Genomic DNA, 13,987 nt, shown 5'->3' on the forward strand with positions numbered 1-13,987 from the left:
ATGGTTAATATTGGGTTAGTAGCCTGGGTTTTGAACATATAATCCCTCGCTAAAAAAAATCTGGTTTTGCGGAATTGGCAAATATTCGTCACGGCCTTTGGTAAAGCGTGCGCCCTGAAAAATAGAGCGGGTTGTTTTTTCGGTATTGAAATAGTCGTTAATTACCTGGTCTGCCACGCCCCAGCGAATCAAGTCGAAAAAACGTTCGCCTTCAAGTGCCATTTCCAGTCTTCGTTCAAAACGAAGAGCTTTGCGGGCATTTGCCTGGTCCCAGACGATATTTACCCCCGGCGCATACGGCTTCACGTTGTATCTGGAGATGAAAGAACCGTTCTCCATTTTTAGCCTCGCTGTACTGTTCGCTGCCCGCGTCCGCAGATCGTTTATGAGCGGCAGAGCCTCACTCTGTCTTCCGAGCTCTATAAGCGCTTCAGCTTTAAACAACATGACATCCGCCAGCCTGACAATGATACGGGCCTTGGTATTTCCGTAAAACGGCGCGATATTGATAAAACATGCACAATCGGGCGACACATTTTCCTTCATGGAATTATACGTACCGTAGATCGGCACATTACGGCTCCACCCGGTAGTTACCAATCTCGTCGGCTCGTATTTCCATGGTGCCCCCGGGCGCGATATAGTGTGATCCAGGCGTGGATCAACGGTATTAGTTCCAAAATCTATATTCTGCTGATTGAAAGTATCAAACAAAGGAATGCCGTCTGCATTCGTCCGAAACACGTTCATCAGCGTTTGTGATGGTTTCTGGAAATCGCAGCAACCAATGCCTTGCGGAACCGTTAACATGTCGCCAAAATTTACCCTTCCGCGGCCTGCACCATCATCGGTAGAGAATTGTACGGACATGATCGCTTCTGAGCCATTCTCGGTGGGGCCCGGTAAAAAGTTATTGGCAAAATCCGGCTGGAGTTTATAGCTTGAAGCCATCACCTGGTTCGCAGCATCAACCACTTCCTGCAAATGAGTATTATCAAGGCTGGTTACGTTATGCTTATCATCCTGTTTATAAGCCTGGTACAATCTCGTCTTAGCAAGTAATGCATAGGCTGCATACTTATTGGCCCTGCCAATTTGCGACTGAGTTGCAGGCAGTGTTTCTGCTGCAAACTTAAAGTCAGCGGCAATTTTCTCCAGGATCTGGTCGCGCGTAAATTCATTATTAGCTTTTTTCTTATAATCGTCAGAAGGAACATTTTCATCGATATACGGGATGTTTTTGAAGAGGTTCTCCAGCATCAAATACCAGTATCCCCTTAAAAACCTCAATTCGGCCTTACGGGTAGTTACCAGAGGGAATTCAGCTTCGGTAAATTTATTCAGGATCCTTAGGCCTTCGTTGGCACGGCGGATACCGACATAGATATTAAACCAGATACCGTCATAATTCCATTGATCAGGCCTTGAATTCACAAAAGTTTCCATCGAATGGAAGACATCACCGTCATTAATACCACCGCCGCCTTTATAGGCATCGTCCGCGCGGATATTTCCATATTGGTACATACTGAACGCCCGGTTGATCTCATCATTACCTAACTGGGAATAAGCAGCAGTTACAAAACCATCGGCCTGTTCGGGCGTAGCCACCTGCTCCTCGTTCAGAGTGCCTTTGGGGCCAACATCAAGTGCTTTCTTACAGGAGCCTAATATGAAGAAAGCTACTAAAGTGATGTAAATATATTTTTTCATAAAATTTATATTTTAAAGTTTGATATTAACGCCTGCGGTAAATACTGTAGGGTTAGGATACCCAAAGGCAGGGCTCTCCGGATCAAGGCCGGTAAATGATTTGGACTTCCAAAGTATAGCCAGGTTATCGCCTCCTATATAAAACCTTACCGACTTGATTTTAATTTTGGATGTTACATTTTTGCTCAAGGTATAACCTACCTGCGCGTTCCGCAATTTCAGGTACGAACCGTTCTCTATAAAATAGGTAGAGGGACGCGCCTCGAAATTATTATCAGTCAACGCAACGGCCGGGATGGTTGAGCCGGTATTAGTTGGAGACCATGCATTAAGCAACCTTGCACCTTTATTGGAGGAAGATTCAATAGCACTCCAAAAATCAGTGTATAATTTGGCCTCGTTACGCACATCAACAGAACCTACCCCCTGCAGCAGGAAAGAAAGGTCGAAGGTTTTGTAATTGATTCCTGTGTTGAAGCCATAAGTGAACTTTGGCAGGGGATTTCCTATCCAGGTACGGTCGTCATCATTAATTACACCATCCTTGTTAAGGTCAACATAACGTATACGGCCGGGAGCAGCCCCATTTTGCGTAGCATGCGCGGCTACCTCTGCCTGGTTTTGAAATAACCCGTCGGCAATGTAACCGAAAAAAGAACCATAAGTGCGGCCTAAAATATTCTGCCCTTTGCCGTCACCGCCGTAAGCATTGATTACCGAAGGCGGCAGCTTGGTAACTTTATTGCGCACTAGGTCGATATTACCTGTCAGGTCAAGCGACAGGTCTTTTCCAATTGTACTACGATGCCCTAATGAAAGCTCAAAACCTTTATTTTGCATCGAAGCGCCGTTCACGTAGGTGTTTCCACCCTCGCCCAGCACGCCGATATATGGCGGGAGCAGAAGAATGTCTGAGGTGTTTTTGATATAGTAACTGGCGCTACCATAGATCTTTTGATTAAACAGTGAAAAATCAAGGCCAAGATCGGTCATTTGCGTAGCTTCCCATTTCAGGTTTGGATTGGCATTCTGCGCCAGGTAAAAGCCTGATGGCAAAACGCCGCTCTTATTGCCGTTTATATCATAAGCCGTGATGTTATAGCTCGAAAGATAAATGTTGTAGATGGCGTTATTATTGATCTCCTGGTTACCGGTTTTACCCCAGCTGCCACGTATTTTCAATTCATCAAATGCGGTGGTGAGCTTTTTAAAGAATGGCTCTTCGCTCAGCCGCCAACCTGCAGAAAAAGACGGAAAGGTACCGTATTTATTATTTTTACCGAAACGTGATGAACCATCGTAACGCACTGTTGCTGATAACAGGTACCTGTCCATGAAGGAATAATTTGCTTTACCGATGTACGAGAACAACACATTTTTAGCCCCGTAACCACTATTATCTTTTATTCCGGTGCCGGCATCCAAATACATGTAGTCCGGGTCTTCGAGCACAAAGCCTTCCCGTGATGCTGTAAATGAGGTAGTTTTATCAATATAATATTCCGTGCCGGCAAATACATCCAGCCGGTGCTTTTCGGTTGCCAGCTTATAGTTGAGCGAGTTTGTCCAGGTAGTTTTAATGTTGTGTGTCTGCGTGTTGATCGCCTTGTTGACATCATTTACCAGGTAACCGCTCACATATTTTTTTTGCCAGTTACGCGAGGTATAATCACCATAATCAACACCGATATTGGACCGGAAGGTAAGGCCTTTAAAGAGGTTTACGTCTGCAAAGAAATTACCGAAAAGGCGGAAGTAATCATAACCGTTTTGTTTATTGTCTTCCAGTACCCTAACCGGGTTTTGCCGGTCGTTCATCCCTTCAACGGGCCCTCCCCAGCCAATGCCGTCCACTGTATGTATAGGAATTATAGGAAGCGCCTGCAGCGCAGAATTGATGATATCTGCAGAAACCTCATGTGTCTTGGTAAGGCTCAGATTCTCTCCGATCGTTATCAGGCCGTTCAGCACCTTATAGTCGGAGTTTATCCTTGCAGAGATCCTGTTGAATCCGGTAGTTTTGATGATACCCTTATTATCGTAATAGCCGAGTGATAAAAGGTAACGGCCATTGTCATTTCCGTTGGATACCTGCACGTCGTGATTTTGTAACACACCCACCTGCGAGATTTCGTGAAACCAATCAGTGTTGGCCGATTTAATGGTTTGCGAACTATTGAGGTATTCTGACACATAAACTTTGTTCAATACCGGTTGGTTATTTGCGGGATTTACATTCCAGTCGAACTGATAATGCAAACCATTGCTGTTCGGGTCGAAACCGCTGTTTACATTGGCTTGCCAAAGTACGCGGCCGTAACCATCTGCATCAAGCATTTTTAGCTTGTTGATATAGGTTGATATTGCACCATAGGAACTCGCGGTTACCTGGGTGCTACCTATTTTGCCGTGTTTGGTTGTAATCACAATAACTCCGTTGGCCGCACGCGAACCGTAAACACTTGCAGAAGCGGCATCTTTCAATATCTGCATCGACTCAATATCGTCCGAATTCAACTCATGCAAGGCCGCCTTCGTAGGCACACCGTCAATGATATACAACGGATCATTGTTATTTAATGTACCGATACCGCGGATACGGATTGTTGTGGGAGAACTTGGCGCACCATTACCGGTGATATAAACACCCGGTACCTGCCCCTGTAAAGCCTTCATAGGATTTGCTACGGTTTGTTTTTTAAGATCCGTAACATCTACCACGGCCACCGAACCGGTGAGGTCCTTTTTGCGCTCCGTCTGGTAACCCGTGACTACAACCTCGTTAAGGCTTTTGGTATTCGTTTCCAGCGTAATACTTAAAGCGGTCCGCTTGTTAACCGGCACTTCCTGGGTTAAAAATCCAAGGAACGAAAATACGAGGATGCCGTTATCATCCGCGTTAATGATATACTGCCCATTTAAGTTTGTGGCCGTTGCTGTAGTAGTGCCTTTAAGTGATACGCTTACGCCGGGCAAGGCCTCGCCCCTGGCATCAGTCACCTTCCCATTAATGGTGATTTTGTTCTGAGCCCTCGTTATTTGAAAAACAAAGGACAAAGAAATGATAAGTAGAAAATATTTCAATTTCATCTCCTCTAAAAATTGGTTAATAAAAATTTATAGGGCCGCGCCCTGCTCATAATTTCAATTGGTAAAAATGCCTGGTCAGGGCGAAAAAGTAATTGGTCTCGTCATAAATTGTTTTTCTTGGTTTTAAATGGTTATATCTTATTAGTTAACTGGTTATATTCTGGCATGCTGTAAGGCGTTATTCACCCCAAGCTTTTTCCTCCAAATAAACCTTCCCAGATCATACTTTGAATAAACCGGGCAGGCACCTGACTGCGACGTAATGAAAGCGCCCATCGCTACGGCGTGATCCAGTGTTATTTCTAAGGGTTCGTTCTTCAGTTTCATCGCTAAAAACGCCGCAAGGAAAGCGTCGCCGCTACCAATAGTATCAGCGACATTTATTTTATAGGCAGGATAATCATACCTGTATTGAGGAGTGTAATAAGTTGCACCGGTACTACCTTTGGTAATCAGCACCTCTTTTAACTGGAATTGTGAGAAAAGCAGGTTTACGCATTCGCTTTCGGTTTCACGGCTTTCATCGAACCATCCGGCGATAAGCGACAATTCATTAGCATTCAGCTTTACCAGATCAGCACGGCTTAGTAAATCCGAAATGGTTTGCACCGAATAATGTGGTTCGCGCAGATTCACATCGAACACGCAATACTTCGCATAATCCAGCATTTTCATTAAGGTATTACGGCTTTTCGGGTCACGTGAACCAAGGCTTCCGAAAACAAAGGCTTCGGATTGGTCCACCAGTTCGGCGAGATTCTCGTCCCAACTGATTTTGTCCCATGCAACCGGGTAAATTATTTCGTAAGACACTTCGTTATGGTCACCGATGCTCGCTAATACTTCGCTCGTAGCATGGTGATCATTGATTTGTACGTGCGCTGTGGATAAGCCAATAGAATGCAGAAACCCGGTTAAATCAGCACCGGCTTTGTCCTTTCCTATACTGCTTACGATATGACTACGCACACCCAGTTTATGCAAGTGATAGGCTACGTTCATCGGTGCTCCGCCTGGAATGCGCCTATCTGGCAGAACATCCCACAACACCTCGCCGAAACAAACTACTGATGCGTTAACTTTTTCCATGACTTGATTTAGTGAATTAGTAAATTAGTACCTATCTGCTCTAAAGATTTGCCCTTGGTTTCCGGCATCAATCGCCAAACGAAAATCAATTGCAAAACCATCATACTGCCAAAAAAGAAAAAGGTGGTGGCTCCGCCAAGTCTCTCGGCAAGGTATGGGAAACAAAAGGCTATTACGGCCGCCATTATCCAGTGGGTGGAACTGCCCAGGGTCTGCCCCTTTGCCCTCATCTCATTGGGAAATATCTCCGATATGAATACCCAGATGACGGCACCCTGCGAAAAAGCGAAAAACCCGATGAATACCATCATGTAAACCGGGATTGCAAAGCCGCTGAACTGGCCTGAATAAAATGTGAAAGCTACGAGGAATAACGAACTGATGAGCCCAACAGAACCGATAAGCATCAGCACACGCCTGCCTATTTTATCTATAATATTGATGGCAATCAATGTAAAGACGAAATTGATAAGCCCCAGTCCTACAGTAGAAAGCAGCGAAGAATGAGCACCCAAGCCAGCCATTTCGAAAATCCGAGGAGCGTAATAAATAATGGCGTTAATGCCTGATACCTGGTTAAAAAAAGCAAATAATATTGCCAGCATTACCGATGTTTTATATTGCCCTGAAAAAAGACGCGCCGTTTTCCCGGTGTCTCCGAGGGTAGAATTTTGTATGGTAATAAGCTCCTCATCGCAATTCAGCGGATTGATAATCCTGAGAATTTCCAGTGCTTTGACGGTCTCACCTTTTTTAAGAATGAGCCAGCGCGGGCTTTCTGGTATGAATTTGATCAATACTAAAAAAAGGAGCGACGGAAATGCCTGCACGCCCAGCATCCAGCGCCACGATGTTTCGCCACCCTGACTGATAAGGTAGTTGGAGAGGTAGGATACCAGGATACCGAGTACCACATTAAATTGAAACAGGCCCACAAGCTGGCCCCTTCTGTCGGCAGGAGAAACTTCGGATATATAGATAGGTGCGGTAACGGACGAAACTCCGACACCAAAACCGCCGAGCAAGCGAAATAATAGAAAAACATACCAGTTGCTGGCCATTGCGGTACCAAGCGATGATAGCAGGTAAGCTGCCGCTATAAAATATAAGGTATTTTTCCGGCCAAAAATATCTGATGGCCTTGCACCAAAAAGTGACCCGATTACTGTACCAATCAACGCTATAGAAATAGTAAGCCCATGCGCTACTACAGAAAGGTGCCAGTATTGTTGAATTGATTTTTCGGCACCGGATATAACAGCGGTATCAAACCCAAACAGGAAGCCTCCGAGGGCTACAACCATAGACCAGGCAAGGACGGAATGTTTTCTCATAAAATTTAAAAAAGGTGTTATTGGTTTTAACTATCGCAAAGTAGTGGGATTACAGCGGCAGTGGTTATTGATTTTGTACCAAAAAAGTATAAACACTATAAAACATACAAAATATTGATTATGAGATAAATAAAATAAAATGTTTAAACGCCCAAAAAAGCAATGTTAGGTTTTGTTACAAAAAAATTATGGTTTTGATACATTTTTCGATCAAAATTGGCGATCAAAAAAATGGCCATTTGCCATGTCAAAAAATTTATTTATACTTTTGGATAATGATGCACGAAATCTTAGTGTAAACCTTCAATATCCATCATTTATTACTTGACTATAAACGGACCTATGACTTTCATCGGCAAAAGGCAGATTGCTATTCTATTACCTTTGGTATGCATGTTTTTGTTAATTGGTTGCAAAAAATCCGATAAAAAATCCCTTTACACCATCGGATTTTCACAGTGCATTGGTTCCGATCTATGGCGCCGCAACATGCTTGACGAAATGAGAATGGAATTGTCACTTCACCCCGGAGTAAATTTTGTGTACGCTGATGCCAACGGGAACAGCGCAAAACAAGTGGAGCAGGTAAAATCTATGCTGAATGAAGGTATCGATTTGCTAATCATCTCCCCCAACGAGGCACAACCACTTACCGGAATTGTGGAACAGGCCTATAATAAGGGGATTCCCGTTATTGTCATCGACAGAAAAACAGCTTCAGCTTCCTATACGGCATACGTAGGTGCCGATAACTACCAGGTTGGCAAACTGGCCGGCGAGTATATGAACACGATGCTAAAGGGCAGGGGTAACATAGTAGAAGTAATGGGCCTTCCCGGTTCCTCCCCGGCAATTGAAAGGCAACGCGGGTTTTACGAAGCAATTAGCCGTTACAGGGGAATTCATATCATTAAACAGGTGTATGGCGATTGGTTAAAAGACAGCGCGGAAAAGCAATTGATCCAAATAGAACCGGCACTCCGGACAGCGGACGCCCTGTTTGCACATAATGATGTAATGGCCTTAGGTTCCCGCGAAGTACTTGAACGTTTAGGCTTACGTAAAAAGATTAATATACTGGGTGTAGATGCGCTGCCGGGCAACGGAGGCGGCTTGCAAATGGTATCTGCAGGGAAGCTCAATGCCAGCTTAGTTTATCCAACCGGAGGGAAAGAAGCTATTATGACCGCCTTCCGTATCCTCAACAAGGAATCGTTCAGCCGGGAGACGATTTTACAGTCGTTTGTGATCGATTCTGCAAACGTACAGCTCATGAAACTGCAATGGGGCAAAATTAGCAGCCAGCAAAAAGATATTGAACGCCAGCAGGTATTGCTGGCTGAGCAGCGCGAAATTTATAACAATCAACAATTGGTTCTTAATATTATCGTTATCACGCTTGTCTTAGCAATCGTTTTTGGAGGTCTTGCGTTTTATTCATTAACAGAGAACCGTAAAATCAATAAGAGCCTTGGAGCGAAGAATAACGAGATATTAAACCAGCGAAATCAATTAATCGAGATGTCGGCCCGTGCAGAGGCCGCCACGGAAGCTAAGCTTAACTTCTTTACCAATATTTCACATGAATTCCGGACTCCGCTGACACTGATCTTGTCGCCTGTCGAAGAAATGATTCAAAGCGAAAAAATCTCCCATTTAGCGGGAAAACAGCTAAAACTTATTCATAAGAATATCTTCAGATTGTTGAGGCTGGTGAACCAATTGATAGACTATCGTAAAATAGAATATGATAAACAGCAAATCAGTGTTTCGCGCAATAACCTCGTAAGCTTTGTGAGGGATATCCTTGAAAGCTTTCAGCACAATGCCCTTAAAAGGAATATCAGCCTCAGTTTGATTTCTAAAGAACAAGCGATTATGGTGTGGTTTGATGCTGACCTGCTTGACAAGGTTTTCTTTAATTTAATTGCAAACGCATTAAAATTCACCAATGACGGCGGCCGCATTCAATTGATCTTAAACCTTCGCGAGGATATGATTGAAATAGCCGTTCAAGATAATGGCATAGGCATGGAACCAGGAGAGGCCGCGCATGTTTTTGAACAATTTTACCAGGCAGATAACGGCATGGGGAGAGGCTCCGGCCTTGGCTTGTCGCTTAGTAAAGAAATCGTTTCCTTACATTTTGGCACCATCAAGGTAAGCAGTAAAAAATGGCAGGGAACGACATTTACGATCAGTTTGCCCCTGGAAAATAAGCACCAGCCCCACCCGTTGCCGAATGCTGCCGATTCGAACAAGCTCTCCATAGCCGAACGTGTAAAAATATATACCACCGATTTGGAGGAAAACGCTAAGCCGGCATCCACCGAGGCATTCCTGGCACCCAAGGAACATTCGGTGCTGATTATAGAAGACAATACTGACCTGCTGAATTACCTGGGAGAAAAACTCGGAAAAAGCTATGAAGTATTTTTGGCAGATAATGGCAGCGCGGGCCTTTCTGAAGCGTTTCAAAACATCCCAGATATTATTATTGCGGATGTGATGTTGCCCGGCGTCTCGGGTAAAGCGATTGCGGAGACCCTTAAAACGGATATGCGGACATCGCATATACCCATTATCCTGCTTACCGCACAGGTGAGCATGGAACAGCAGATCGATGGCATCAAAAGTATGGCCGACGCTTACATGACCAAACCTTTTAATTACGCCCATTTGCAAGCCACGGTTAAAAACCTGATCGGCAACCGGCTTATTTTAAAAGAACATTTCACCAGTGAGGTGAGTCATGGAACGCTGCCGGTTTCGAAAACACTGGATAAAAAGTTCATCAATGATTTTTCAGGCATAGTTGAACAGAATCTGGCAAATGAAAATTTAAATGTGGACGAGATCTGCAAGACACTCAATATTTCCAGGGTACAGCTTTACCGTAAAGTAAAAGCTCTGCTTGGCTGCAGTGTAACAGATTATATTTTAAACAGGCGGTTAAAAAAGGCGAAATATCTATTGTTAAATGAAGCTTATTCCATCGCGGAAATAACATACATGGTAGGATTTTCCAGTCCTAATTATTTTTCCACAGTCTTTAAAACGAAATATAGTTGCACTCCCAGTGAATTTAAAAAACAACATTCATAACCGACGGTTGCTGACTTCTTGTTGCAAGCTGATGTATGGCCCAGCTTAGCTATTGCTTTAAATGCGGTACAATGAAACGGATGTCAACATCCTGATAAAAATACTTCTTTCAATGATTCGACGGATCCGTTATTGTCAACCCGGATCAGTAGCATAACTGGTAACATTTATAGCAACATAAAGATTTTCTCCGTTGGGTTTTCCTGATTCTATAATATTCCTTCCGTCAAAATCGGTAAATAATCCACAACCATTGTCTATGCTTAAACCATGTTCCTAAGGTCCTTATTACTATTAAACTACTGACTTCAGCTTTTTACTGATACTACACAGCTTTTTCAAGATCATTTTCCCGTAAGTGCATTATGCCAATGGGTGAGCAAGATCACAATTCAGTGACCCTGCAACACTTCCATTAGACTACCAGTCCTCGGTTAGAATTTCTTGTTTCTGTGTATTCAATTCGGTTTACAACCAGTTAGGCGGAGTGGCGGGGCGGCCTGAGAAACTAAACCGCCCGCCAAAACTGCCGTACCATTGAAATTTCGTGAGCCTTCATGTCAATTTTAAGGCGCTATTCCAATCTTTGTTTTAAAAGCCATCCGGCATCAATTAAACGCTTTATACAATTTTGAAATGTCATAACGTCAATCGGTGGCAATACATCGAAATCCGTATGGGTCGATAAAGCAGCATGTAACCAGGCGTGTAAATTATCCCGGTAAATTTGAGGCGGAAATTCTTTGAAGCAATTTTCTAAAACACAGTATGGATCGATAATTTCGTCGTCGGAAAGATTAATCGGATAATAATCCCATTCCCGCCTTTCTATATCCAATTCATCTTTTGACATTCTTCCCGGGAAACGATTAAGGTCGTTCTGCTTTAATAGAAATAAATGAGTGGCCTCCATAAACCTCAAATTTTGATCATAAACTAAAAGTAATGGCTCAGGGCCAAGATCCGGATCATTGTAATAATCTTCTTTGATAACAAAATCCCGCCACTCATCTATTTTACCAAACTTTTTCTTTGGTAGCCCTGTATCAAAATATTCCTTTATGGTGATTAATGGATTAAGCAGTTCGCTTATCGTCAACGTCTTGGGAAGATGCTCCCATGGTGCTATTTCTCTATCGTACATCTTCTTGTATTTTTTAAACCCTATCAATTTTCTCTCAGATTTCATTACAGCGAAGCTGGTAGGGCCGGGGAGTAATCCACGACTTCTGCAGATGCTTTCGCTGCCTCCTTAGCCGTACCCGGTGTGATTTCTTTTTTTGCCAGTTCTCCTATAAGATCAATAAAGGCACTTACCTGCGTGCATAGCAGATTAGCTTCATACTCGTTTACCTGGTAATTATCTTTATATCTTGCTTCGGAATAGCTTGCGGCAAGTACCTTAAACAGGTGCTTTTCTTTTGCAAAATGCCGACGGAACAATTCGGACGGCTCCGATGAAAAGCAGTTACAGAGCTCGAGTAACCGGCTGATGTTATGGATATCGGAACGGTATCCCGTAAATAGCCTGATCAAGGCCCGGCATCCCTGTTCCACAGCCTGGTGAAGCAGGAAAATCACGTTATCATTAAACTGGTATTCCAGGCAAATAAAAGCGCTCTTAGAAAAGCCCGACGCCAGGTTATAAATCTTTTTGAAAACCTTTCTGTCTTTTAAAAGCGCTTCCTCCATTTTTGATTCATCAAAATCCGGAATCATTGTAAAACCATCTTTTGTATAAATCAGCGCTCCGTTCAGGCAGGCATTCAGAAAAAAGGTATCATAATTATAAACCAGGTTCATTACCGTTTCTATACCGTGCTGTAAAATAAAAGTACCAGGAAAGTGTTTATTGATGTAATCCTGCATCGCATGCTCGATGCGCATAATCTCGGTTGTCAAAACCAATAAGTAATATTTGTTCGTTGAATGCATTTGTGAAACCTCGAAGATGGTATTCTCGCTGGTCAATGAACTCAATGCGCCAAAGCAGATGATCTTTTCGATTTTATATTGAGTACAAAGCACTTTCGCAATTTCCTGTAGTTCCTTGCTTTGTGCATCGGTAAGTTTGATTGGATTATTTTTCATTGTAAAAGAAATATGTATAGCGCCATGTGTGACCAGCGATTCGAGGATATGAGCAGATCAATAAAAAATTATGCACCATGGCTATTCTTCAGTTGTTTCGGACATCAGGTGATGATATAAGTTTTCCACCCGGATAGCCAGAATTTCCGTACTTAGAATTAACGTGTTGATAGCTGCTTCTTCTATGGGTTCTGTCCTCTCCACGCGTATACCATCAAAACCGGCGGTCAATAGCGCAAAAGCTTTGACGCTTGATTCCGAATTTTTGTGGAACAGGTTCCAATACCGGTCTGTAAAAAGCAAGGTAATTTTGAGTAGCCGCCGGATATCAATCGTTTGAGGATCATGACCTGTTTCCATGATGATCGCGGTTCTCAAAAGATATTCGATGGCCTGGTCGGCTGTAAATACTGCCTCCTGGTAACTATTTTTAAGTTGGTATTCCCTTGCAGCGATGGAAAGCGAACAACCAATGCTTCCATATTTTTCCCAGGCATCATTTAGTTCGCCGCGGGTCATCCTTATAGCAGTAGTTTTTTCTTTTCCGGGTATTTTCAGCGACTCAGATATGTAAAGTGTTTTGTTCCAGATCGAGTTGGTAATAAACCGGGAGCCACGATCAAGCTTTTTCCTCACTCCGCGAAGTTTTTTCACAATTGCGACTATGGATACCAGCGTTCGGCACTTCTCTTCTATGTCACGGGTTATTTCTTCCTTATCATCCATATCAGTATGATCCACTACGATAAACAGGAAGAAAATAAACGGTTCGCGATGTGTGCCGAGGTGATTGATGAGTTGTACCGCCGGTGTTGATTTAATGATAAAGTCTACTACTTGTTTTAGGGTCATTTCCTCCGCAACTGTTGGTTCCGTTACCATAACCGGAACAGCCGCTTGTTCAATTTCATTTAGTGGTTTTTCTTCTTTGACATCTTTAGTTAAATACGTTTTTTTTATGCTTGTTTCGGACGTTTCCTGCGTTTGCGATTTTTCGATACTGCGCTGAAAAATCAGCCATGCAGCCGAGTACATCTTTTTGAGGTGCTCATAAACAGTGATGATTTCACCCGGCGACATAGTTTCATCGATAGCGTGCGTCGATAATACTGCTGCCAGCCATTCGCTAAGGTGATCCCTGAATTCCTGTAGCTTTACTTCTTCAAAAGCAGCTTTAAGAATAGTAAAAGGGTTCCGTAACTCTTCTTCCGTCAATTCAACCGGGTACCAGTCCCATTCTTGTTTTTCAGTATTCAATTGCTCATGAGATACTTTCTTTCTATGATAAGAATGTTCCTGATCTTCCAGGAAAAGCAGATAAAGCGATTCAATAAGGCGGACATTCAGTTCGTAATCATGATAAAGCACACTAGGGCCGAACCGTTCGTTATTGTAATATTCATCGTTCACCACATAATGCCGCCAGTTTTTTAACGCCTGTTGGTGCCCTTCCACATCATGAGCATCAAAAAAATATCTCACAGGGTTCATTGGATCCATTACTTCTGAAAAGCGCAGAAATTTAGGGGCGTGGTCCCATGGAGCATATACACCGCAATACATAA

General features: G+C 43.2%; 8 protein-coding genes. 1 reads left to right on the plus strand and 7 read right to left on the minus strand.

From position 1 onward, the window contains the following. Positions 1-15: 15 nt before the first annotated feature. The 4 genes from LX99_RS00840 to LX99_RS00855 all read right to left on the minus strand — a co-directional run bounded on the left by LX99_RS00840 (position 16) and on the right by LX99_RS00855 (position 7,226). Positions 16-1,713: a RagB/SusD family nutrient uptake outer membrane protein gene (locus LX99_RS00840; RefSeq protein WP_109605538.1), complete on the minus strand. Its 1,698-nt coding sequence runs from the start codon at positions 1,711-1,713 to the stop codon at positions 16-18. Positions 1,714-1,725: 12 nt separating this feature from the next. Then, on the minus strand, positions 1,726-4,803 hold the full coding sequence (locus tag LX99_RS00845; protein WP_109605540.1) for a SusC/RagA family TonB-linked outer membrane protein: 3,078 nt from the start codon (positions 4,801-4,803) through the stop codon (positions 1,726-1,728). A 153-nt stretch (positions 4,804-4,956) separates the two neighbouring features. Beyond that, on the minus strand, positions 4,957-5,892 hold the full coding sequence (locus LX99_RS00850; RefSeq protein WP_109605542.1) for a carbohydrate kinase family protein: 936 nt from the start codon (positions 5,890-5,892) through the stop codon (positions 4,957-4,959). Between the two features lie 8 nt (positions 5,893-5,900). Continuing rightward, a complete protein-coding gene (locus LX99_RS00855) occupies positions 5,901-7,226 on the minus strand; it encodes a sugar porter family MFS transporter (protein WP_109605543.1) in 1,326 nt (441 codons plus the stop codon). Between the two features lie 393 nt (positions 7,227-7,619). Between LX99_RS00855 and LX99_RS00860 the strand changes: the two genes are divergently transcribed. Then, positions 7,620-10,331, plus strand: a complete 2,712-nt coding sequence (locus tag LX99_RS00860) for a substrate-binding domain-containing protein (protein ID WP_211318933.1) — start codon at positions 7,620-7,622, stop codon at positions 10,329-10,331. 574 nt (positions 10,332-10,905) lie between these two features. Here the strand turns inward: LX99_RS00860 and LX99_RS00865 are convergent. The 3 genes from LX99_RS00865 to LX99_RS00875 all read right to left on the minus strand — a co-directional run bounded on the left by LX99_RS00865 (position 10,906) and on the right by LX99_RS00875 (position 13,985). Then, entirely contained in the window at positions 10,906-11,520 is a 615-nt protein-coding gene (locus LX99_RS00865) for a hypothetical protein (RefSeq protein WP_109605545.1), read from the minus strand. Beyond that, the gene (locus tag LX99_RS00870) at positions 11,520-12,422 is read right to left on the minus strand and encodes a HEPN domain-containing protein (protein WP_109605547.1); all 903 of its coding nucleotides are present in this window, start codon (positions 12,420-12,422) and stop codon (positions 11,520-11,522) included. Before LX99_RS00870 ends, LX99_RS00865 begins: the two co-directional genes overlap by 1 nt. Positions 12,423-12,503: 81 nt before the next feature. Next, a complete protein-coding gene (locus LX99_RS00875; RefSeq protein WP_109605549.1) occupies positions 12,504-13,985 on the minus strand; it encodes a HEPN domain-containing protein in 1,482 nt (493 codons plus the stop codon). Positions 13,986-13,987 lie beyond the last annotated feature (2 nt).

The organism is Mucilaginibacter oryzae (genome assembly GCF_003148845.1).
In the GTDB taxonomy this organism is placed as follows: domain Bacteria; phylum Bacteroidota; class Bacteroidia; order Sphingobacteriales; family Sphingobacteriaceae; genus Mucilaginibacter; species Mucilaginibacter oryzae.

Bases quoted from the DNA above. Each gene is read 5' to 3' on its own strand.
- LX99_RS00870 (WP_109605547.1), bottom strand. From the start codon at position 12,422: ATGAAAAATAATCCAATCAAACTTACCGATGCACAAAGCAAGGAACTA.
- LX99_RS00850 (WP_109605542.1), bottom strand. From the start codon at position 5,892: ATGGAAAAAGTTAACGCATCAGTAGTTTGTTTCGGCGAGGTGTTGTGG.
- LX99_RS00840 (WP_109605538.1), bottom strand. From the start codon at position 1,713: ATGAAAAAATATATTTACATCACTTTAGTAGCTTTCTTCATATTAGGC.
- LX99_RS00845 (WP_109605540.1), bottom strand. From the start codon at position 4,803: ATGAAATTGAAATATTTTCTACTTATCATTTCTTTGTCCTTTGTTTTT.
- LX99_RS00855 (WP_109605543.1), bottom strand. From the start codon at position 7,226: ATGAGAAAACATTCCGTCCTTGCCTGGTCTATGGTTGTAGCCCTCGGA.
- LX99_RS00875 (WP_109605549.1), bottom strand. From the start codon at position 13,985: ATGTATTGCGGTGTATATGCTCCATGGGACCACGCCCCTAAATTTCTG.
- LX99_RS00865 (WP_109605545.1), bottom strand. From the start codon at position 11,520: ATGAAATCTGAGAGAAAATTGATAGGGTTTAAAAAATACAAGAAGATG.
- LX99_RS00860 (WP_211318933.1), top strand. From the start codon at position 7,620: ATGTTTTTGTTAATTGGTTGCAAAAAATCCGATAAAAAATCCCTTTAC.